The sequence below is a fragment of the Blastochloris viridis genome (genome assembly GCF_001402875.1).
GTDB lineage: Bacteria > Pseudomonadota > Alphaproteobacteria > Rhizobiales > Xanthobacteraceae > Blastochloris > Blastochloris viridis.
The window spans coordinates 1,548,960-1,571,598 of the sequence record NZ_CP012946.1 but is presented as its reverse complement, the minus strand read 5'-3'; the positions used below and the strand labels follow the sequence as shown (position 1 = coordinate 1,571,598).

The 22,639-nt window shown below is 70.1% G+C and carries 15 protein-coding genes and 1 tRNA gene; 8 read left to right on the top strand and 8 right to left on the bottom strand.

Annotated elements, in window-relative coordinates; genetic code table 11:
* Positions 1-5 precede the first annotated feature (5 nt).
* The 3 genes from BVIR_RS06985 to BVIR_RS06975 all read left to right on the top strand — a co-directional run bounded on the left by BVIR_RS06985 (position 6) and on the right by BVIR_RS06975 (position 8,492).
* A complete protein-coding gene (locus BVIR_RS06985) occupies positions 6-1,724 on the top strand; it encodes an HAD hydrolase family protein (RefSeq protein ID WP_335338143.1) in 1,719 nt (572 codons plus the stop codon).
* A 410-nt stretch (positions 1,725-2,134) separates the two neighbouring features.
* Positions 2,135-8,110 carry a DUF4011 domain-containing protein gene (locus BVIR_RS06980; RefSeq protein WP_082416798.1) on the top strand — a complete coding sequence of 1,992 codons (5,976 nt, stop codon included), beginning with the start codon at positions 2,135-2,137 and terminating at the stop codon, positions 8,108-8,110.
* A gap of 308 nt (positions 8,111-8,418) precedes the next feature.
* A tRNA-Gln gene (locus BVIR_RS06975) sits at positions 8,419-8,492 on the top strand.
* Positions 8,493-8,587: 95 nt separating this feature from the next.
* Here the strand turns inward: BVIR_RS06975 and BVIR_RS06970 are convergent.
* The gene (locus tag BVIR_RS06970) at positions 8,588-10,132 is read right to left on the bottom strand and encodes a carboxyl transferase domain-containing protein (RefSeq protein ID WP_169788623.1); all 1,545 of its coding nucleotides are present in this window, start codon (positions 10,130-10,132) and stop codon (positions 8,588-8,590) included.
* 203 nt (positions 10,133-10,335) lie between these two features.
* Entirely contained in the window at positions 10,336-11,010 is a 675-nt protein-coding gene (locus BVIR_RS06965) for a glutathione S-transferase family protein (RefSeq protein ID WP_055038731.1), read from the bottom strand.
* Between the two features lie 239 nt (positions 11,011-11,249).
* On the opposite strand from BVIR_RS06965, the gene BVIR_RS06960 reads away from it, so the two are divergent.
* Positions 11,250-11,948 carry a DUF599 domain-containing protein gene (locus BVIR_RS06960; RefSeq protein ID WP_055037044.1) on the top strand — a complete coding sequence of 233 codons (699 nt, stop codon included), beginning with the start codon at positions 11,250-11,252 and terminating at the stop codon, positions 11,946-11,948.
* Here the strand turns inward: BVIR_RS06960 and BVIR_RS16750 are convergent.
* Positions 11,941-12,084 carry a hypothetical protein gene (locus tag BVIR_RS16750; RefSeq protein ID WP_156331029.1) on the bottom strand — a complete coding sequence of 48 codons (144 nt, stop codon included), beginning with the start codon at positions 12,082-12,084 and terminating at the stop codon, positions 11,941-11,943. The two genes, BVIR_RS06960 and BVIR_RS16750, sit on opposite strands and share 8 nt — an antisense overlap.
* A gap of 129 nt (positions 12,085-12,213) precedes the next feature.
* Here BVIR_RS16750 and BVIR_RS06955 point away from each other — a divergent pair, with 129 nt between their 5' ends.
* The gene (locus BVIR_RS06955; RefSeq protein WP_055037043.1) at positions 12,214-12,474 is read left to right on the top strand and encodes a DUF3253 domain-containing protein; all 261 of its coding nucleotides are present in this window, start codon (positions 12,214-12,216) and stop codon (positions 12,472-12,474) included.
* Between the two features lie 105 nt (positions 12,475-12,579).
* Here BVIR_RS06955 and BVIR_RS06950 read toward each other — a convergent pair whose 3' ends face one another.
* From BVIR_RS06950 to BVIR_RS06930, 5 genes are all read right to left on the bottom strand, one after another.
* Positions 12,580-13,368 carry a YdcF family protein gene (locus BVIR_RS06950; protein ID WP_055037042.1) on the bottom strand — a complete coding sequence of 263 codons (789 nt, stop codon included), beginning with the start codon at positions 13,366-13,368 and terminating at the stop codon, positions 12,580-12,582.
* Between the two features lie 157 nt (positions 13,369-13,525).
* Positions 13,526-14,089: a VUT family protein gene (locus BVIR_RS06945; protein WP_055037041.1), complete on the bottom strand. Its 564-nt coding sequence runs from the start codon at positions 14,087-14,089 to the stop codon at positions 13,526-13,528.
* Positions 14,089-14,796: a 7-cyano-7-deazaguanine synthase QueC gene (gene queC / locus BVIR_RS06940; RefSeq protein WP_055037040.1), complete on the bottom strand. Its 708-nt coding sequence runs from the start codon at positions 14,794-14,796 to the stop codon at positions 14,089-14,091. The genes BVIR_RS06945 and queC overlap by 1 nt, the downstream gene beginning before the upstream one ends.
* An 84-nt stretch (positions 14,797-14,880) precedes the next feature.
* Positions 14,881-15,999: a polysaccharide deacetylase family protein gene (locus tag BVIR_RS06935; RefSeq protein ID WP_055037039.1), complete on the bottom strand. Its 1,119-nt coding sequence runs from the start codon at positions 15,997-15,999 to the stop codon at positions 14,881-14,883.
* An 82-nt stretch (positions 16,000-16,081) separates the two neighbouring features.
* A complete protein-coding gene (locus BVIR_RS06930; RefSeq protein WP_055037038.1) occupies positions 16,082-16,912 on the bottom strand; it encodes a polysaccharide deacetylase family protein in 831 nt (276 codons plus the stop codon).
* A gap of 209 nt (positions 16,913-17,121) precedes the next feature.
* Between BVIR_RS06930 and mgtE the strand changes: the two genes are divergently transcribed.
* The 3 genes from mgtE to BVIR_RS06915 all read left to right on the top strand — a co-directional run bounded on the left by mgtE (position 17,122) and on the right by BVIR_RS06915 (position 22,172).
* Complete coding sequence (mgtE, locus tag BVIR_RS06925; RefSeq protein WP_055037037.1) at positions 17,122-18,534, top strand: magnesium transporter; 1,413 nt, start codon at positions 17,122-17,124, stop codon at positions 18,532-18,534.
* A gap of 196 nt (positions 18,535-18,730) precedes the next feature.
* A complete protein-coding gene (locus tag BVIR_RS06920) occupies positions 18,731-20,908 on the top strand; it encodes a putative bifunctional diguanylate cyclase/phosphodiesterase (protein ID WP_145912044.1) in 2,178 nt (725 codons plus the stop codon).
* 91 nt (positions 20,909-20,999) lie between these two features.
* Positions 21,000-22,172: an isovaleryl-CoA dehydrogenase gene (locus BVIR_RS06915; protein WP_055037035.1), complete on the top strand. Its 1,173-nt coding sequence runs from the start codon at positions 21,000-21,002 to the stop codon at positions 22,170-22,172.
* The last annotated feature ends 467 nt before the right edge of the window (positions 22,173-22,639 follow it).

The window sequence follows — 22,639 nt, the reverse complement described above, 5'->3', positions numbered from 1 at the left end:
CGACCATGAACCCTATCGACCTGATCGCGTTCGCCACCGACTACGACGGCACGCTGGCCCACGACGGCCGGGTTGACTCCGCCACCGTCGCCGCACTGGAACGGCTGAAGGCCAGCGGGCGCTGGCTGGCGATGGTCACCGGGCGCAACCTCGGCGACCTCCTGGAGGTGTTCGATCGCGCCAACCTGTTCGACGTCATTGTCGCCGAAAATGGCGCGCTGCTTTATTTCCCGGCCACCGGCGAGGAGCGGCCGATCGCGCCGCCTCCGCCGCCCCAGTTGGTGGAGGCGCTGCGCGCCCGCGGCGTGGCGCCGCTCGTCGTCGGCCGCGGCATCATCGCCACCCGAGAGCCGCACGAGACCACCGTGCTGGCCTGCATCCGCAATCTCGGGCTCGATTGGCAGATCGTCTTCAACAAAGGCGCGGTGATGGTGCTGGCGCCGGGCATCAACAAGGCGAGCGGGCTCAGCGCCGCCCTCGCCGCCTTCGACCTCGCCCCGATCAACACCATCGCGATCGGCGACGCCGAGAACGACCTCGCCTTCCTCAGCGTCAGCGGCTGCGGCGTCGCGGTCGCCAATGCCCTCGACGCCGTCAAGGCAACCGCCGACTGGGTCACCGCCGCCGACCACGGTGCCGGCGTGGTCGAGGCGATCGACGCGCTGATCGCCGACGACGCCCGCTTCGCCTCGCTTGCCGCCGAGCGCCACCGCATCCCGCTCGGCGCCGACGGCAGCGCGGCGCTGCGCTTCGCCCATGGCGGCGTGCTGATCGCCGGCGCCTCCGGGCACGGCAAGTCGACCCTGGTCACCGCCATTCTTGAGAAGCTCGCCGCCCAGGGCTTCCAGACCTGCGTGCTCGACCCCGAGGGCGACTACGAGACGCTTCAGGACGCCGTGGTGCTGGGCGATGCCAGCCGGGCGCCGGTCGCCGACGAAGTGCTCGACCTCCTGCGCAAGGCGACGACGAACGTGCTGGTGGTCGACATGCTCGGCATCGCCATCGCCGACCGGCCGCGCTTCTTCGCCGACCTCCTGGCGCCGATCGGCGAGCTGCGCCGCCGAACCGCCCGGCCGCACTGGCTGGTGGCCGACGAGGCCCACCACATGCTGCCCGCCAGCTCCGACACCGCCGATGGCGTACTGGTCGCGGCCGCTGCGTCGACGATCTACGTCACCGTGCATCCGGAGGCGGTGCGCCCCACCGTGCTCGCCGGCGTCGGCACCGTCATCGGCGTCGGGCCGACCGCCGGCGAGGTGATCGCCAGTTTCTGCCGGACGCTCGACCTTCCGCCGCCGCCGGTGCCGCCGCCGGCCGGACGGCCGAACGAGGTGCTGTTCTGGGACCGCGCCGACGACCAGCCGCCGCGCTGGATCGCCGCCGACCTGCCGCGCCAGGAGCGCCAGCGCCACACCCGCAAATATGCCGAAGGCCGGCTCGGCGCCGACCGCAGCTTCTACTTCCGCGGCCCGAGCGGCCTGCTCAATCTCCGCGCCCACAACCTGTCCATCTTCATGCAGATCGCCGACGGCCTCGACGACATGACCTGGCTGTGGCACCTGCGCCGCGGCGACTATGCCCGCTGGTTCCGCGACGTGATCAAGGACGACGACCTCGCCGCCGAGGCCGACCGCCTCACCGCCGACGTCGGGCCCGCCGACAGCCGCCGGCAGCTGCGGGCGATGATCGAGCGCCGCTACAGCGCCCCGGCGGAGCCGGACTGATACGGTTTCCGGGTGATCCCTTGGTGATCCCGGACGCAGTTTCGTCGAAAATCCGTGTTCGATAGCCGGCCTCTCGCCGAAACTGCGTCCGGCTGCCGGCTTGACCGACTGCAAACCGTGTCACAGGACGGCACCGACGGCAGGCCGGCGGCAACACGCGGCGCGGGCACTTTCGTCACGTTGCGGGGTTAACCTGCGGGCGCAGGAGTTCCGATGACAATTCGCCGGAGTTCCCCTTTCGGTGGAAATATCCGACAGCTCACGGGTGCAATTGCGGGTTATTCGGGTCGGTTGCGACCGCCGCGCCAGATCGCATCCAGCATCGATCCGCTATAAAAGCGCTTGCCGACCGGTCACAACAAACCTAACGGCAGCAGATATTGTCCTGCCGGAAACAGGGAACAGCCGTTGTGAGTGAAACCGGCTTCGTCATCAGGGGCGCCATTGCGGGCCATCTCAGCGCCGCGTTCCATCAGAACGCCGTTCCCCTGATTCACGAAATCGTCCTCCACAACGGCGGCGCCGCGGCGGTGTCCGACGTCGAGGTCGCCATCGCCTCCGAGCCGGCCTTCGCCAAGCCGCTGACGATTCGCATCGACGCCATCGCCGCCGGCACCACCCACCACCTGCGCACGCCTGACCTTGCACTCGACGCCGGCTTTCTCCGCAACGTCACCGAGACCATCCGCGGCAGCGTGACCATCACCGCCACCAGCGGCGGCGCCACCCTGGCCGGCCAGACCTTCCCGATCGAACTGCTGCCGCCCTCGCACTGGGGCGGCAGCGCCGCGGCGCCCGAGCTTCTGGCCGCGTTCGTGCGGCCGAACGACCCCGCCGTCGACGTGGTGCTGCACGACGCCGCCGCCAGGCTGGCCGTCGCCGGCCGCGGCAACGAGATCGCCGGCTATGCCGCCGGCTCGCGCCAGCGGGCGTGGGAGGCCGCCGGCGCCATCTGGTCGGCGCTCGCCGGCCGCAGCATCGCCTACGTGCTGCCGCCCGCCAGCTTCGAGCAGACCGGCCAGAAGGTGCGCAGCCCGAGCGACATTCTCGAACGCTGCCTCGCCACCTGTCTCGACAGCGCCCTGCTGTTCGCCGCCTGCCTGGAGCAGGCCCACCTCAACCCGCTGGTGGTGCTGACCAAGGGCCACGCCTTCGTCGGGCTGTGGCTGAAGGACGACGGCTTCTCCGCCGCGGTGGTCGACGACGGCCAGGTGCTGCGCAAGCGGCGCGACCTCGACGATTTGATCTTCATCGAGACCACGCTGCTGACCCAGACCCCGCCGGCGCGGTTCCGCCAGGCGGTCGAGCACGCCGCCAAGCTGCTCGATGACGGCGCGCCGAGCGCGCTGGAATTCGCGCTCGACGTCAAGCGCGCCCGCACCCGCGGCATCCGCCCGCTCGACCTTGCCGAGCCGGCCTCCCCGCCCGCCCCGACCGAGCGCCCCCCGGTCGACATCGGCCTCGACGACGCGCCGAGCTTCGCCGAGGACGTCGTCGTCCGCGAAGCCGCCGACGCCCGGCTCGACCGGCTGGAGCGCTGGAAGCGCAAGCTGCTCGATCTGTCGCTGCGCAACCGGCTGCTGAACTTCAAGGACGGCAAGACCGCGGTCGCGCTCGACTGCACCGTCCCGGCCCGGCTGGAGGACCTTTTGTCGGCCGGCAAGCGCTTCAAGCTGCTGCCCAAGAGCGACGTGCTCGGCGACACCGACCCGCGCGACCCGACGCTGTTCATCGCCCAGCGCCAGGACGACGCCCGCCGCAACGTCGTGCTGGAAGCGCTGGAGCAGCGCAACGAGCTCCACACCTTCCTCACGCCCGCCGACCTCGACGCCCGCCTGACCGAGCTGTTCCGGGTGACGCGGACGGCATTCGAGGACGGCGGCTCCAACATCCTGTTTCTCGCCGTCGGCTTCCTGTCGTGGCGGCCGCAGGACCGCGCCAAGACCGGCGCAAAATCCGACGGCAAGCTCTGCCGCGCGCCGCTGGTGCTGATCCCGGTGGCGCTGCAGCGCGCGAGCGTGCGCAGCGGCTTCCGCCTCGCCGCCCACGAGGAGGAAGCGCGCTTCAACCCGACCCTGCTGGAAATGCTGCGGCAGGACTACCGCCTCAGCCTGCCCGAGCTGGAGGGCGAATTGCCGGGCGACGAGTCCGGCCTCGACATCGCGCGCATCCTTCAGATCGTGCGCACCCACATTCGCGACCTCGATGGCTGGGAAGTCGCGCCCGACGTGGTGCTGGCCACCTTCTCCTTCACCAAATTCCTGATGTGGAAGGATTTGGTGGAGCGCACCGATCTGCTCAAGCGCAACCCGGTGGTGAAGCACCTGATCGACACGCCGCAGCACGCCTATGGCGACGACGTCGCGTTTCCGACCCCGGACGCCATCGACGGCACGCTGCATCCCTCCGATTTGTTCGCGCCGCTGCCGGCGGATTCCTCGCAGCTGTCGGCGGTGGTGGCGGCGGCAAGCGGCAAGGATTTCGTGCTGTTCGGGCCGCCCGGCACCGGCAAGAGCCAGACCATCGCCAACATGATCTCGCAGTGCCTGGCGCTGGGACGCTCGGTGCTGTTCGTGTCGCAGAAGACCGCGGCGCTGGAGGTGGTGCAGCGCCGGCTGCGCGACATCGGCCTCGGCGAATACTGCCTGGAGGTCCACTCCGCCAAGGCGCAGAAGTCCGCCGTCTTGGGCCAGCTCAAGATGGCCTGGCACGAGCGCTCCGCGCCCTCGACCGAGGGCTGGCACGTCGCCACCGCGGTGCTGGCGCGGCTGCGCGACGAGCTCAACGCGCTGGTGCAGGCGCTCCACCGCCGCCGGCCGAGCGGCATGACCGCGCACGAGGCGTTCGGCCGCGTCGTTGCCGCGCGCGGCCGCTTCGAGGCCGTCCGGTTCGATTTCGGCGACGCCGAGCACACCCCCGATCAGCTCGCCCGGCTGCGCGAACTGATCGGCGACATCCGCATCGCCCTCGCCGACGTCGGCGAGCCGGCGCACCATGCGCTGCGCGGCATCGCGGTGACCGACTGGAGCCCGCGTTGGCGGGCCGAGTTCGAGCAGGCCATCGACGCCTTCGTCGCCGCGGCGCGCGCGCTGGGCGGCAGGGCCGAGGCGTTCGGCGCCTCGATCGGGCTCACCGTCGCCGACTCCCCGTCGGCGACCTCGGCGCTGCGCGCGCTCGGGCAATTGCTGCTGCACCCGGCTGCCGACGACGGCGTCAAGGTGCTCGGCGTCGGCGTCGACAAGGTGCGCCAGGCGTTGGCCGAACTCGAAGCGCTGCAGGCGCGCGCCGGCAAGCTCGCCGGCGGCCTCAGCGCGCCTTATCGCGCCAGCGTCTATCGCGAGGATCTGCGGGCGCTGCTGTCGGACTGGATCGCCGCCACCACCGCCAATTTCGTGGTGCGCGGCGCCCGCCAGAAGCGGGTGCGCCAGGCGCTGCAGCCGTTCGCCACCGCGCGGCTCGGCGGCGACATCGGCGCCGACCTCGCCATCCTGATCGACATCAAGGACTTCGCCAGGGCCGCCGACGCGCTCGGCGACCGGCTGGGCGACGTCGGCACCACCTTCGCCGGGCTCGACACCGACGCCGCCACCGTCCGGGTCTGGCTCGAATGGACCGACTACGCCCGCCAGCTCGCCGCCAAGCTGGAGGCGCTGTCCGGCGTCGAGGCCGACCAGATCCTCCACCACGTAATTCTGCTGCAGACCGAGTTCCGCCACCTGTTCGAGCCGGGCGGCGAGGCGCGCACCGCAGCGGAGGCGCTGAACGCAGCGCTGGACGCCATGGTGGCCGCGCACAAGGCGATGACGGCGCTGGCCGGCGGCGGCGAGCGCCCGCCCGCCTTCACCGCGGGCCCGTCCTGGCTCGACGACGCCATCGCCGGTGCCGAGCGCTGGAAAAGCCACCTCGCCCAGGCCCAGAGCTGGTGCCACTGGAACGCCGCGCTCGCCGGCGCCCGCGCCGCCGGGCTGGCGCCGCTGGTCGACGCCATCGCCCGCGGCGCCATTGGCGCCGCCGAGGCCGACGCTGCGTTCGAGGCCGCCTACGCGCGCTGGCAGGCCGACCGCATCATGACCGAGGACCACCTGCTGCGCGGCTTCACCGCCGTCCGCCACGCCGACACCATTGCCCGCTTCCGCGCCGCCGACGAGCAGGTCGCCGAGCTGACGCGGCGGGTGGTGCGGTCGCGGCTGGTTGGCGAGGTACCCTCGCCGACCGCGTTCGGCGCCGATCCGGAATGGGGCGCGCTGGCGCGGGAGCTGGCCAAGCGCGCCCGCCACCGGCCGCTGCGCCAGTTGTTCGCGCGCATTCCCAACGTGCTGACGCGGCTGACGCCGTGCGTGATGATGAGCCCGCTGTCGATCGCGCAATATCTGCCGCCCGACCTGGCGCCGTTCGACGTGGTGATCTTCGACGAGGCCTCGCAGATTCCGGTATGGGACGCCATCGGCGCCATCGCCCGCGGCCGCCAGGTGGTGATCGTCGGCGACCCCGAGCAGCTGCCGCCGACCAGCGTCGGCGAGCGCGGCGCCGCCAATGACGACGACGCCGACATCGAGGACCAGGAGAGCATCCTCGACGAGTGCCTTGCCTCCAACATTCCGCAGCTCCGGCTCGATTGGCATTACCGCAGCCGTCACGAGAGCCTGATCGCGTTCTCCAACGCCCACTATTACGCCGGCCGCCTCGTCACCTTCCCCTCGCCGCTCACCCGGGACACCGCGGTGCGCTACGTCCACGTGCCGGGCGGCGTCTACGAGCGCGGCGCCGGCCGGGTCAACCGCGTCGAGGCCGATGCGGTGGTCGGCGACATCGTGCGCCGCCTCGCCGACCCCGAATTCACCCTGCAGCGCTCCTCGCTCGGCGTCGTCACCTTCAACGCCGAGCAGCAGCGGCTGATCGAGAACCTGCTCGACGAGGCGCGCCGCGGCCGTCCCGAGCTGGAGCCGTTCTTCGACCCGGCGCGCTGGCACGAGCCGGTGTTCGTGAAGAACCTCGAGACCGTGCAGGGCGACGAGCGCGACGTCATCCTGTTCTCGGTGGCGGTGGCACCCGACGACAGCGGCCGCCCGGTCGCCACCATCAGCTCGCTGAACCGGGACGGCGGCCACCGCCGGCTCAACGTCGCCATCACCCGCGCCCGCCGCGAGCTGGCGGTGTTCGCGACGCTGCGGGCCGAGCAGATCGACCTGTCGCGCACCGATTCGCGCGGCGTGCGCGACTTCAAGCACTTCCTCGAATTCGCCGAGCGCGGCACCGGCGCGATCGCCGAGGCGTTCGCCGCCGGCCGCAGCTCGGCCTCGCCGTTCGAGGCGGCGGTGAAGGCGGCGCTGGAGCGCCGCGGCTGGAGCGTCCGCGCCGAGGTCGGGGTGTCGGCGTTCCGCGTCGACCTCGCCGTGGTCGACCCCGACGCGCCGCACCGCTACCTCGCCGGGGTGGAGTGCGACGGCGCCACCTATCACCGCGCCGCCACCGCCCGCGACCGCGACCGGCTGCGCGAGCAGGTGCTGACCGGGCTCGGCTGGCGCATCCATCGGGTTTGGAGCACCGACTGGTGGCTCGACGCCGACCGCGCCCTCGACAAGCTGCACGACCAGTTGATGGCCGACCTCGACGCCAGCCGCGCCGCCGCCAAGCCGGAGCCGGCCGCCGCCGGCGAGGGCGCGGATCAGGAGACGGGCCAGGACAGCGAGCGGGAGAGCGGTCTGGAGACCGGCCGCGAGGTGACCGCCGAACCAGCCGCGGACGGTGCTGCGACTCAAGACAAGGCGCTCCAGGTCGCCGCGGAAGCCGCGATCCTGGAAGCCGCGATCGGCCTCGCCGCCGCGGCGATCCCGGCGGAGGCAGCGGAGATAGCCGAGGCCGCGCCCGCGGCCCTGGGCGACGACACGCCGGCCGCGGCGAGCGAGCCGGCGCCGCACGACGAATCCGGCCGCGACACCGACGACAGCCCGGCTGACCCGGCTCAAGACGAGCCGGCCCAAGACTCGCTGGCTGAAGACTCGCTGGCTGAAGTGGCGCCGGCCCGACCGCCCGCAACCCAAGAGCCCGCAACTGACGCGGTCGCCGGGCAGGAGATCGCCGGGCAAGAGATCGCCGCGTCAAAGATCGCCGGCCAGGACGGTGCGGACCACGACCCAACAGATCCGGAGAATGCGGCTGCCGCCGGCGCGGCGGGCCACATCCAAGAAATCGCGGCTCAGGAAGTCGCTGCCCAACAAGCCGCGGTCGACGAGACTGCGCCCGACGATGCCATCAGCGCGGCGGCGAGCGAGCCGGCCGATTCGCCTCCAGGGCCGATCGGTGACGCCGAGCCCGATCACGTCGACGTGGCCGCCGATTCGCCGGCGCCGCCCGCCGAGACCGCCCCCGACGGCCGGGCGTCCTGACGCGAAATCGGGCCTCGCGGCCGGAGTTTCGCATCCCTGTCGCCGAAATCCCCTTCCGATCAGAGATTTCCGGCGAGGTTGCTTCCTTGAGATCACGACGTGATCAGCCCGGAACCGTCGGACGCGCCCTGCCCGTTTCGGCGCCGGGCGGCCGCACCCACCCTGTTGAGAAGCGACTTCGTTGTTCGCAGGGGCTGGACCGCGCCAAATGAGGTCGCTATATGGTGCCCATCCGGGGCGGCGATTTGCGTGGCCGACAGGCTGTCAGCGAAGCCCGGACCCAAGGCTCTGATGTTGCATCAGAATTTTGGGGGATAGTTTAATGGTAGAACAGCGGACTCTGACTCCGCTAGTCTTGGTTCGAATCCAGGTCCCCCAGCCAAACAAAATCAAACACTTAGCCTGATGCCGCCCGGACCCGGACGGGTCACTTCGAAGCTTCTCCCAGACAGCAGGCGGCAGCGATGCTGCGCGCCATCACATCCGGAACACGCCGAACCGCGTCTGCCGCACCTCGGCGTTGAGCGCGGCGGAGAACGCCAGCGCCAGCACGCGGCGGGTTTCCGCGGGCGCGATGATGCCGTCGTCCCACAGCCGCGCGGTGGCGAAATAGGGGCTGCCCTCGGCCTCGTATTTGGCCCTTATCGGCGCCTTGAACGCGGCCTCCTCTTCCAGCGACCACGCCCCGCCCGCCGCCTCGATGTTGTCGCGCTTGACCGTCGCCAGCACCACCGCGGCCTGCTCGCCGCCCATCACCGAGATGCGCGAGTTCGGCCAGGAGAACAGAAAGCGCGGCGAGTACGCCCGCCCGCACATGCCGTAATTTCCGGCGCCGTGCGAGCCGCCGACGATAACGGTGATCTTCGGCACATTGGCGCACGCCACCGCCGTCACCATCTTGGCGCCGTCCTTGGCGATGCCGCCGGCTTCGTACTCGCGCCCGACCATGAAGCCGGTGATGTTCTGCAAAAACAGCAGCGGCACCCGGCGCTGGCAGCACAGCTCGACGAAATGCGCCGCCTTCAGCGCGCTCTCCGAATACAGGATGCCGTTGTTGGCGATAATGCCGACCGGGATGCCGTGGATGTGCGAGAAGCCGGTGACCAGAGTGGTGCCGTAAAGCCGCTTGAACTCGTCGAACTCGGAGGCATCGACCAGCCGCGCGATCACCTCGCGGATGTCGTATTGTCGGCGGTTGTCGGCCGGCACGATGCCGTCGAGCTCGGCCTCGTCATAGGCGGGCGGGCGCGGCTCGCGCAGCGCGATGTGGATGGCTTTCCGGGTGTTGAGGTTGCCGACGACGCGCCGGCAGATCGCCAGCGCATGGCTGTCGTCGGCGGCATAATGGTCGGCGACGCCGGAGTGGCGGGCGTGGACGTCGGCACCGCCGAGATCCTCGGCCGACACCACCTCGCCGGTCGCCGCCTTCACCAAAGGCGGGCCGCCGAGGAAGATGGTGCCCTGCCTGCGCACGATGATGGTCTCGTCCGACATCGCCGGCACATAGGCGCCGCCGGCGGTGCACGAGCCCATCACCACCGCGACCTGGGCGATGCCGGCCGCCGACAGCTTGGCCTGGTTGAAGAAGATGCGGCCGAAATGGTCGCGGTCCGGAAACACCTCGGTCTGGTGCGGCAGGTTGGCGCCGCCGGAATCAACCAGATAGACGCACGGCAGCCGGTTCTCGGCCGCGATCTCCTGGGCGCGCAAGTGCTTCTTGACGGTGAGCGGGTAGTAGGTGCCGCCCTTGATGGTGGCGTCGTTGCAGACGATGACACACTCGCGCCCTTCGACGCGGCCGATGCCGGCGATGAGTCCGGCGCCATGGACGTCGCCCTCGTACATGCCGAACGCGGCAAGCGGGGCGAGGTCGAGGAACGGCGTGCCGGGGTCGATCAGCCGCATCACCCGCTCTCGCGGCAGCAGCTTGCCGCGGACGACGTGGCGCTCGCGCGTCTTGGCGTTGCCGCCCAGCGCCGCCTCGGCGCGCCGCGCCGTCAGCTCCTCGACCAGCGCCGCCATGGCGGCCCGGTTTTCCGCAAATACCGGCGCGCCGGTGTCGATGCTGGACGCAATGACAGCCACCAAGGCCTCCCGAACAGCCCGGCACTTTTTTGCGGCCGGTTCCCCGCATTTATGACGCAAGCGCAGGGGTGACGGAAGTTGACCGTTGGTTCAGGTCGCAACCGGTCGGAAGGTGCGGCCGGGACGGACCGTGGTCCGCATCAGCTCATGCGCTTGACCTCGGGCCAGTCGACCTCGCTGGCTTCGATCACCCACGGCTCCTTCAATGCCGCGGCCTTCCAGGCCTTGAACGCCGGCAGGCTCTCGACCGCCGCCATGTAGGCGGCAGCGTCCTCGTCGACCGCAACGTCATAGGTGCGAAAGCGCGTCACCACCGGCGCGAACATGGCATCCGCCGCGCTGAACGCGCCGAACAGGAACGGCCCGCCGGCGCCGAACCGTTCGCGGCAACTGCGCCAGATGGCGAGGACACGCGTCACATTGGCGGCGGCCTCCGACGTCAGCGCCCGCGGTGCAATCGGCCGCGCGAGATTCATCGGCAGAAGGCGGCGCACGGCGGAGAAACCGGCGTGCATCTCGGCGGCAACCGAGCGCGCCTCGGCCCGCGCCGCACCATCGGCCGGCCACAGCCCACGGTCCGGAAAGCGCTCGGCGAGGTGCTCCAGGATCGCCAGCGATTCCCACACCCGGAGATCGCCGTCGATCAGGCATGGCACCTTGCCCGTCGGCGAATGGCGAAGGATCGCGGCCTTGTAGTCCCCGTCATAGAGCGGGATCAGCACCTCGTCGAAGGCAATGCCGGCGACCTGCATCGCCAGCCACGGCCGCATCGACCACGACGAATAGTTCTTGTTGCCGATCACAAGGCGCAGCATGGCGAAGCTCCAGCCGAAATTCGCCCCGGCATCCCCGGCCAAGGCCCCTTTCCGTTCGCCGAAAATCCCGGCCGCGACAACACAATTCAGCGGGATGTTCGGCCCGCGCGTGCCGCGGCGCTCCTGCCCTGCCCGCGCTTCGGTGCGCAAGGCATGACCATAGGTCACCCGGACAGCGTCGCTTGGCCGCGTCGGCTCGCTGCTTGCATTGGCGCCGATCCTGCCGCAAGAGCGGAGCCATGTTTGGCCTGACCCCGCTCGACCTTGGCGCGATCACCATCTTCGCCCTCGCGTGGCTGTGCTACCACGCGGTGCTGGAGTGGAGCCCGTACGGCGCGCGCAACCTCAACCACGTCATGGACCGCTACCGGCACGCCTGGATGCGGCAGATGCTGAGCCGTGAGGTCCGCATTGTCGACACCCAGATCACCGCCAGCCTGCAGAACGGCAGCGCGTTCTTCGCCTCGTCCTCGCTGTTCGCCATCGGCGGGGCGCTGGCGCTGCTGCGCTCATCGGCCGACGTGCAGAAGCTGCTGGTCGAACTGCCGCTGGCGATCGACGCCACCCAGGGCACCTGGGAGCTGAAGTCGCTGGGGCTGACGGTGATGTTCGTCTACGCCTTCTTCAAGTTCGCGTGGTCGTACCGGCTGTTCAACTACGCCGCCATCATGATGGGCTCGGTGCCGCCCGCGGCGTACAAGGACGACCCGGCGGCGCTGGCGATGGCCGACCGCACCGCCAAGGTCCACATCATCGCCGCCCGCCACTTCAACCGCGGCCAGCGCGCGCTGTTCTTCGCGCTCGGCTATCTCGGCTGGTTCGTCAACGCCTGGATTCTGCTGGCGACCACGCTGGCGGTGCTGGTGGTGATGCTGCGACGCCAGCACGGCCCGGAGTTCGGCGACGTGTTCGCCGGCGACCCGGTCGCCTTCAAGTGAAGCTGGCCATCGCCGCCAGCACCGCGAACGCCAGCGCCGCACCGCCGGTAAAGGCCACCGCCTGCCAGCCCTCGCCGCTGTTTGGGGCGTCGTCGGCCGGATCGTTCACGGCCCGATCGTCAACGGGGGTGTCCATCGCGCGCTCCTGTCGTATGGCCTGCATGGTCCACCCGCGGTGAGTCTGCGCCACGGGCGTCGGACTTCGCCCTCAACCGCCGAACGCGCCAGCCGCCGTCCGGTTCCTCGCATCAAGAACGCCCCCGCCATGACCGATATCGACGAGGACGCGGTCGCCCGCACCATCCTCAGCCTCGCCACCGCCCGCGCCGGCGGCACCATCTGTCCGACCGACGCCGCCCGCGCCGCCAGCGGCACGCCGGACTGGCACCCCCTGTTGCCGGTGGTGCGCCGCGTCGCGGTGCGCCTCGCGCTCGAAGGCCGCCTCGTCATCACCCGCAAGGGCAAGCCGGTCGACCCCACCGACTTCAAGGGGGTCTATCGCCTCGGCCTGCCGCGCAACGACTAGAATTCTCAGAAAAACGCTTCAACTCAAATGCTTGGAGCGACCGCCCTGGTGCCGCCAGATCGGCGGACGCTCGCGCAAAACCGCCCAAAGGCCGGCGAGCCGGCGTCACGGCGCCGGGAACAGCGTGTCGATCCGCCCGGTGGCGTAGTAGCTGGCCAGGCCGATCCACTCGCGGCTGGCGAGGTCGAGCCGGCGCAGCCCGTCCGAGACGAAGAAGAACGGCCACAGCGTGCCCTGCCCCGGCAGGCGGAAATCGACCGGATAGGCCTCGGTTGCGAACCCCGCGGCGCGGAAGCAGCCGATCGCGCGCGGCATGTGCCAGGCCGAGGTGACCAGCAGCCAGCGCTCGCCGAGCTTGGGCTGCACCAGCGCCTTGGTGAACGCGGCGTTCTCGACGGTATTGCGCGAGCGGTCCTCGACCTCGATTCGCTCCGGCGCCACCCCCATCCGCGCGAAGAACGCCCGCGCCGCGTCCGCCTCGGTAGCGCCGCTGTCGACCAGCCCGCTGCTGCCGCCGACGAACACCAGACGCGCCGCCGGATAGGCCCGCGCCAGCGCCACCGCGTCCGTCATCCGCTCCGCCGCCTCGTTGAGGGCGAGGTCGCCGGTCCGGGCGAAGGCGGCATTGTCGATGGCGCCGCCGAGCACGACGATGCCGTCCGGCAGGCCGCGGCCGGCATCCCAGCGTGGAAAGCGCTGCTCCAGCGGCGCCAGCAGCACATTGGCCAGCGGCGACAGCCCGCACACCACCAGCAGCACCGTCGCCAGCGCCGCCAGCCGGCGGCCGAACCGCCAGCGCAAAGTGGCGACGCCGAGCAGCAGCAGCAGGATCAAGGCGTTGGCCGGCGACACCACGAAGCCGATCAGCTTGGAGATCAGGAAAAATGCGTCCATGCCGCCGCCTCGTCCATGTCCAGGAGCATGGGTCACAAAAGCCGATACCGGCTTGGCAAGAATGAGACGACCCAAAGGCTCAGCGCGACCGCCCGGCGCAATCGGACCGGCGGCCGCTATCTTGCCCGGTCGTCCGGACGTGGTGCGACCGGCCGGATCAGGCGGCCGCCAGCCCGGCGCGGGCGTCGCGGCGGCGCAGCCACGTCACCACCGGCACGCTGAGCGCCACCATCCACGCCTTGCCGAGCACCTGGCCGGCCAGGAAGTCGAGCGAGCCAAACGCCAGCCACAAGAACACGATTGAATCGACCACCAGGCCGGCGACGCTGGAGGCCACCACCGCGGCGACGAACCCGCGGCGCTGCAGCGGGGTGTAGACGGCAAGGTCGGCCAGCTCCGACACCAGGAATGCCATCGCCGACGCCACCACCAGCGCCGGCGGTGCCACCAACGCCGACAGCGCCGCCCCGGCCAGCACCGCCAGCACCGCGACACCGGCGCCGAGCCGGCGCTGCACCAGATCGCGCAGCACCAACGCGGCCCCGATCATCAACACCCCGGAGGGCGCGGTGAGGTGCGGCGCCACCGGCACCAGGCACGGGCCGTCCGCCACGCACACCGTGCCGACATTGCCGACCATCCAGTTGGCAACCGGAATGGTCAGCGCGAACAGGACGAGGAAGGCGGCGCCTTCGATGCGCCGGCGGGTATCGATCTGCATCACCGCACCTTCTGGAATCGCGCCCAGCCCTCGGCGCGCAGCCGGCAGGCCGGGCAGCCGCCGCAGCCATACCCCCAGGGGTGGCGCGTGGCGCGGTCGCCCAGATAGCAGCTATGGGTGTCTTCGACCACCACGTCGAGAAAGGTCGGACCGCCGATGGCCTCGGCCAGCGCGAAGGTAGCGGCCTTGTCGACCCACATCAGCGGGGTGTGGACGGTCACCGGCCGGTCAAGGCCGAGCGACAGCGCCACCTGCATCGCCTTCACGGTGTCGTCGCGGCAGTCGGGATAGCCGGAATAGTCAGTCTCGCACATGCCGGCGACGAGGTGGCGGATACCGCGCCGGTAGGCCAGCGCCGCGGCGAAGCTGAGAAAGATCAGGTTCCGCCCCGGCACGAAGGTGGTGGGCAGGCCGCTGTCGGCCAGCCGGATCTCGACGTCGCGGGTCAGCGCCGTCTCCGACAGCCGCCCCAGCACGCCAAGGTCGATGATGTGATCGTCGCCGAGCCGGCCGACCCAGTTCGGCTTCAACGCCTCCAGGCGGGCGCGGATGCGCGGGCGCACCGCCAGCTCGACATGGTGGCGCTGGCCGTAGGCGAAGCCGACCGTCTCGACCGTGTCGAAACGGTCGAGCGCCCAGCCGAGACAGACGGTGGAATCCTGGCCGCCGGAAAACAGCACCAGCGCCGCGTGGTCGGGGGTCGGCATGTCAGAACCCGGCAGTCAGAACCCAGCTTGGCGGCCCGATTAGCACGGCCGGCTGCGTGCGCCCATATCAAGCGCGGTCGGTCGTCAGCGCAGCACGCGCAGGTCCTGCATCACCTGGGACGGCCAGAACACCGAGAACGGCATCTCGTCCCGCCGCAGCGGCACGATGTTGTCGCGGCCAAGCAGCTCCTGCGAGGCCAGCGGCACCGAGCTGGTCAGCACCGGGTCGCTGGCGGCGGCGGCACCGGCGTCGGCGCGCGGTCCCGCCGGCGCCGCGGACTCCGGCAGCACCGGGTTGGCCGGCTTGGGGATCGGCGGCGCGGTGACCGGCATCGGCATCACCGGCTGGGAGAGCGGCGGCGCCGACGTCGCCGGCTGCTTGGCCATCGACGGCACCCGGACGCGGGTCTCGGCCTGGGCCACCTCGACGTTGGGCGTGCCGAGCGGCACCATGTGCACGACCTTGTAGCCGCGCTCCTTCAGCGTGCGCAGCAGCCGCGGCAGCATCGCCACGGTCGAAGGCTGGATGTCGTGCATCAGGAACATGCCCTTGCCGTTGGCCTCCAGCCGCGCCAGCGCGATGTTGTAGACCTGATCGGCCGAGCGATGCAGCCAGTCGTCGATCGGGAAGTCGGCGCTCATCGCCACGATGCCGCGCTCGGCGAGGTATTTCTCGAACGCAGCGGTGCGGCCGAGGCCGGGGAAGCGGAACCACGGCGCCGCCTGGCGGCCGTCCTGGGCCAGGATCTCGTTGACGATGGTGAAGCCGTCGTCGATTTCCTTCTTGCCCTTGTCGAAGCTCTGCTTGGGGAAGATCAGCGGATGTGTGACGGAGTGGGTGGCGATCGAGTGCCCCTCCGCCGCGACCTGGCGCAGCATGGCGGGATAGGCCTTTGCCATGCGGCCGACGATGAAGAAGGTCGCCTTGACGCACTCCTTGCGCAGCGTCTCCAGCACCGCGCTGGTGGTCTTGGTCAGCGGGCCGTCGTCGAAGGTGAGGATCACCTCCTTCGGCTTCAGCTCGACCATTTCCTTGTACTGCATGAAACCGACGCGCGGCAGCGTCGCCGGATCGACCGCAACCACGCGCGAGGTGCCGAGCGCGTCAGGATTGCCCGGACACTCTTCGGATGCGTAGGTCGGTCCGGCAGCCAGCGATGCGACGATCGACACGGCCGCGGCAGAAGCGAGCAGACATTTCATTGGATGCGTCCCAGTTGCCGCATTTTAGAAAGTCTAAATGCGGCAAAATCGAGCTGGAGGGTATCGGCGCGGCCGATAACGATCAGTAAACCGGTCGTCCCGGAATGGTCTGGGCAGGTATCCGCTCAGGTCCGATCCGCTCAGGTACGATGTGAACCACGCGGTAGCCGGCGGCTTTGAGCGCGCGCAGAAACGCCGGCATCATCTCCGCGGTGTGCCGCTTGGTGTCGTGGAACAGCACGATGCCGCGACCGGCGTCGCGCAGGCGCAACATCACGAGGTCGAGCTCGGCCTCCGGCGTCATCTGCCGCCAGTCGCTCGCCCACAGATCGGCGCCGAACACCGCGACGTTGCGCCGCGCCAGTTCCTCCAGCAGCGCCGGGGTGTCGGCGAAACCGGGGAAGCGGAAGAACGGCACCCGCGGCGCCGCTGCCGCGCCATAGGAGGCGCGGTCGTCGGCGGCCATGCCGCGCTCGATCTCGGCCAGGGCGTCGGCGGTCGCGATCTTGGTCAGGATCGGGTGCGACCAGGTGTGGTGGCCGACGGTGTGGCCCTCGGCCACGATGCGCCGCGCCAGCGCCGGCCGCGCCTCGGCGTTCTCGCCGATCAGGAAGAACGTCGCCTTCACGCATTCGCGCGCCAGCGCATCGAGCACCGCCGGCGTGGTGGCCGGCCACGGGCCGTCGTCGAAGGTCAGCACCACCTCGCGGTCGGCCAGCGCCAGGGTGTCCGGATAGCTCTTGGTGCCGACCCTGATGCCGCCCCCGACCGCCATCACCCGCGCGGTGCCGAGCGCGTCCGGCCCGCACGCCGACGGCGGCGCGACGTCGGCAAGAGCGACGTCGGCAAGAGACACTGCGGCCACAACGATGGCGATACCGGCCGCAAGGCGGCGGAGAAGGCAGCGGCGCACGATGAATACTCCCGGCAGGGCCTGCCAGCGAAACGAACATGACGGAGAAATGGCGCATCCAGCACATGCGGCAGCGCGGCGCAGCTATAGCAGCACCGCCCGCGCGCGACCAACGCCCGCGTTGCCATCGCCCGGCAGCCTTCCTACAACCGCTTTCGAATCCCTTGAGAATCCCCCAAGAACGATCGCCACGCCGAAAGGAGGCGCCCATGCTCGATGAGGCCACGCGCGAGCATATCACGGACGGCGCCGGACCGGGCGTGCGCGATACCGACGGCGACCTCCGGCCCGAGTTGATCGAGCAGGTCGCGAACGCGGTCGAGGCCAGCGACGCGGCGCGTCTCAAGGCGCTGTTCGCCGACCTCCACGCCGCCGACCAGAGCGACCTGCTGGAGGTGCTCGCCCCCGACGACCAGCCGCGGCTGATCGAGCTGTTGGGGCCGGTGTTCGACTTCACCGCGCTGACCGAGCTGGACGAGACCGTCCGCACCCGCATCGTCGAGGCGCTGGAAACGCACACCCTGGTCGAGGGTATGCGCGAGCTCGATTCCGACGACGCGGTCTACATCCTGGAAGACCTCGACAAGGCGGATCAGGCCGAGATCCTCGACCAACTGCCCGAACTCGACCGCGCCGCGCTGAGTCGCAGCCTCGATTACCCTGAGGAAACCGCCGGCCGGCGGATGCAGACCGAGTTCGTCGCCGTGCCGGCGTTCTGGAGCGTTGGCCGCACCATCGACCATCTGCGCGAGACCGAGCACCTGCCCGAACGCTTCTACGAAGTGTTCGTGGTCGACCCGCTCTATCGCCTCAAGGGCGCGGTGGCGCTGGACGTGGTGCTGCGCTCCAGGCCTGGCGTGACGATCGGTGAAATCCTGTCCGACGAGTGGCACCAGGTCCGCGACACCGACGACCAGGAGGATGTCGCCCGGTTGTTCGAGCGCTACAACTGGGTGTCGGCGCCAGTGGTCGACGACACCGGACGGCTGGTCGGCGTGATCACGGTCGACGACATCGTCGACGTCATCGCGGAGGAGGCCGACGAGGACCTGAAGGCGCTCGGCGGCGTCAAGGCCGATGAAGAGCTGTCGGACTCGGTGTGGTACATCGCCAAGAGCCGGTTCTCCTGGCTGTTCCTCAACCTGCTCACCGCGATGCTGGCCTCGGTGGTGATCGGCCTGTTCGCCGGCGAGATCGAAAAGATGGTCGCGCTCGCCGTGCTGATGCCGATCGTCGCCAGCCAGGGCGGCAACGCCGGCACCCAGACCATGACGGTGGCGGTGCGCGCGCTCGCCACCCGCGAGCTCGGCCACGGCAACGCCATGCGCATCGTGGTGCGCGAGGCGGCGGCCGGGCTGATCAACGGCCTCGCCTTCGCCGTCATCATGGGCGCGGTGGCGGTGGCGTGGTTCGGCATCCCCGACCTCGGCCTGGTGATCGGCCTTGCCATGGTCATCGTGCTGGTGGCGGCCGCGCTCGGCGGCATCCTGATCCCGCTGGCACTCCACCGGCTCGGCGCCGACCCGGCGGTGTCGTCGGGACCGTTCGTCACCACCGTCACCGACGTCGTCGGCTTCTGCGCCTTCCTCGGCATCGCCGCGCTGTGGTTCGGAAAGAGCTGAACGTGTCCCGCCGCCGAACCGGCGCCTGCGGTCGGCAGACGACGCCCGGCGGCAACGCATGCCGTTGCCTTTAGCCGGCTCATAGACTTGCCGCCCGCGACATCGCCCGGCTCAACATGTCCCATTAACCGGTTTCGATGACCTGGCGTTAAGGCATTACCGTTACATAGGTTCCGCAACTGGGGATGCCGGACCCATGACGAGGGCGGACACTTCGACCCGAGCGGTGATGCGGCCACGCATCAGCGAATTTATCGCAGCACTCATCGCGATCGGCGCCATCATCGTCATCGTCGTCACGCTGCACACCAATGCCCGCATCGAGCGCGTGGCGGTGGAACGCGAAACCCGCGCCGCCAAATCGATCACGTCCGAGCTGCTGAAGCGGCAGGCATCGCTGGCCGACCGCGTCGCCATTGAGCCCAGCCTGCTCGGCTTCGGCCCCGAACTGCCGCAGGACCGAGCGCTGCGCAGCGTCGTCCTCGCCGAGCGAATCCGCGAGATCCGCGGCTTCATGATGTCGTCGCAGGGTGGCTTGCTGGCGGCGACGGTCGCCGGCGAGCCGGCCGAGTCCGAACTGCCGGAAGAGCTGGCCGCCAGCGTGGTGGCGCTCAGCGACGCCGCGCTGGGCCGTGGCGGCGACGACGGCATCACCGGCTTCGGCCGGGTGCACGCCGGGTTCGCCACCGCAGGCGGCCGCCTGATGATCGCTGCGGCGGCGCCGCTGGTCGAACGCGACCCGCTGCTCGGCACCACCGGCGCGGTGGTGGTGCTGCGCACGCTCGACGACGACACCCTCCGCACGCTGGCCGAAACCTACGGGCTGGAGGCGCTGTCGTTCCAATCCCAGCTGTGGGCGCCCGCCGGCCGGGTGGTGCTGCCGCTCGCCGGCGTCGCCGGCGGCAGCGTCGGCGCGCTGGAATGGCGCAACGCCAACCCGGGCAAGCCGCTGCTCGACGTGCTCGGCCCCACCGCCGTGGTGGTGCTGACCGCGATCGGCGCGCTGCTGATCTTTCTTCTGCGCGACGTCGACAAGGCCGCGCGCGAACTCGCCGCCAGCGAGGGCCGCTCGCGGGCACTGGCGACCTCCGACCCGCTGACCGGCGTCGCCAACCGCCTCGCCTTCTTCGAGGTGTTGCAGGAGCAGACCCGCAAGGCGCGGCGCGGCGGCGGCTTCGCGCTGATGCTGGTCGACCTCGACCGCTTCAAGGAAGTCAACGACACCTTCGGCCACCAGACCGGCGACCGCCTGCTGATGGACGTGGCGCGGCGTCTGCGCGAGGTATGCGGTGCGTTCGTCAACGTGGCGCGGATCGGCGGCGACGAGTTCGCCGTGCTGGTCGACGGCCCGATCAGCCGCGAACTGGCGTCCCGCTTCGCCGTGCGCATCGTCGAGGAGCTGAGCCGCTCGGTGCCGATCGACGGCAAGCAGATCGAGATCGGCGCCAGCATCGGCATCGCGCTGTCGCCCGAGCACGGCGCCGAGCAGCACCTGCTGGTCCATCGCGCCGACCTTGCGCTCTACGTCGCCAAGTCGAGCGGCCGCGGCCGGGTGACGGTGTACGACGCCGATCTCGAAAAGGACTCGCGCCACCGCCGCTTCATTGAGCGCGAGCTGCGCGCCGCCATCCTCACCGGCGAGTTGCTGGTCGAGTATCAACCGGTCTACGCCGCCACCGACAACGTGTTGACCGGGGTCGAAGCGCTGGTGCGCTGGCGCCACGCCTTGCGCGGGGTGATCCCGCCCAGCGACTTCATCCCGATCGCCGAGGAAACCGGCCTGATCCACAAGCTCGGCGCCGCCGTGCTGGAGCGCGCCTGCGAGGATGCCCGGCGCTGGCCGGGGCTCACCGTCGCCGTCAACCTGTCGCCGATCCAGGTCCTGAAGGGCGACATCGAGAGCACCGTCAAGCGCATCCTGCAAGCCACCGAGGTCGCGCCGGAACGGCTGGTGCTGGAGATCACCGAGGGCGTGCTGATCGAGGACCCGGAAATGGCGCTGGCGGTGATCAACCGGCTGCGGGCGCTGGGCTGCCGGGTAGCGCTGGACGATTTCGGTACCGGCTATTCCAGCTTCGGCTATCTGAAGCGCTTCACCTTCGACAAGCTCAAGATCGACCAGAGCTTCGTGCGCGACCTCGCCGATTCGGCCGATTCGGCGATGATCGTCCACGCCATCGTCTCGCTCGCCCGCGGCCTCGGCATGACGGTGGTGGCCGAGGGCGTCGAGACCCCCGAGCAGGTCCGCTTCCTGCAGGCCTCCGGCTGCCACGAGTTGCAGGGCTACCTGCTCGGCCGGCCGATGCGGGCCACCGCGATCGACCACCTCGTCACCGGCGCCAAATCGCCGGCGCTGGTTTCGGTCTGCGCCTGACGAAGGTCGGCCTGACGAAGGTCGGCCTAGGCTGCGACGGTCGCCCCGCTCTATAACGGTCGCAAAAGCAACCAATGCGGGGAGGTCCATCATGCTTGCCGACAGCGCGCTGCCGTTCGACTTCGGCCTCGGCGACACCGCCGACGCTATCCGCGACACCGTAAGCTCCTTCGCCCAGGACAGGGTCGCCCCGCGCGCCGCCGAGATCGACCGCCAGAACCAGTTCCCGCGCGAGCTGTGGCCGGAGATGGGCGCGCTCGGCCTCCACGGCATCACCGTCGAGGAGGCATTGGGCGGCTCGGGGCTCGGCTATCTTGAGCACGTGGTGGCGATGGAGGAGATCAGCCGCGCCTCCGGCGCGGTCGGCCTCTCCTACGGCGCCCATTCCAACCTGTGCATCAACCAGATCAGCCGCAACGGCACCGCGCAGCAGAAGGCCCGCTACCTCCCCCGCCTGATTTCCGGCGAGCATCTCGGCGCGCTCGCCATGTCCGAGCCCGGCGCCGGCTCCGACGTGGTGTCGATGAAGACCCGCGCCGACAGGCGCGGCGACCGTTTCGTGCTCAACGGCTCGAAGATGTGGATCACCAACGGCCCCGGCGCCGACACCCTGGTGGTCTACGCCAAGAGCGATCCCGCCGCCGGCCCCAAGGGCATCACCGCCTTCATCGTCGAGAAGGGCATGGCGGGGTTCTCCACCGCGCAGAAGCTCGACAAGCTCGGCATGCGCGGCTCCGACACCTGCGAACTGGTGTTCGAGGACTGCGAGGTGCCGGAGGAGAACGTGCTCGGCACCGTGAACCGCGGCGTTGCGGTGCTGATGAGCGGGCTCGACTACGAGCGGGTGGTGCTGGCGGCGGGCCCGCTCGGCCTGATGCAGGCGGCGCTCGACCTCGTGCTGCCCTACGTCCACGACCGCAAGCAGTTCGGCCAGCCGATCGGCACCTTCCAACTGGTCCAGGCCAAGATCGCCGACATGTATGTCGGCATGAACGCGGCGAAGGCCTACGTCTACGCCGTCGCCAAGGCCTGCGACCGCGGCCGCACCACCCGCGAGGACGCCGCCGGCGCCATCCTCTACGCCGCGGAATTGGCGACCAAGATCGCGCTCGACGCCATCCAGCTGCTCGGCGGTAACGGCTACATCAACGAGTATCCGGCCGGGCGCCTGCTCCGCGACGCCAAGCTTTACGAGATCGGTGCCGGCACCTCGGAAATCCGCCGCATGCTGATCGGCCGCGAGCTGTTCGGCAAGGCCGGCTGAGCGCCACCTCAGCGCGTCATCCTCGGGCGCGGGAACCTCGACGCGTCATCCTCGGGCGAGGCTTTGCCGAGACCCGAGGATCCATTATCCGCGACCTGAAGCCCTTCGCCGCCACGCCGGCCGTGGCGAATATCCCGCAAGCCCGCGGATCATGGGTCCCCTTCCCTCGCATCGCTTTTCGCGATGCTCGCCGGGGACGACAGGTCGAGCCTCGCGCATTAACCTGAGCGCGTCATCCTCGAGCGAGCCCAGCGCTCCAACCCCGACGGGTTCATCCTCGGTCGAGGCGCGCGCATTAACTTGAGCGCGTCATCCCCGGGCGAGGGACCCTCAACACGTCATCCTCGGGCGAGGCTTTGCCGAGACCCGAGGATCCACGATCCGCGACCTGATGGCGTTCGCCGCCACGCCGGCCGTGGCGAAGATCCCGCAAGCCTCGCGGATCATGGGTCCCCTTCCCTCGCATC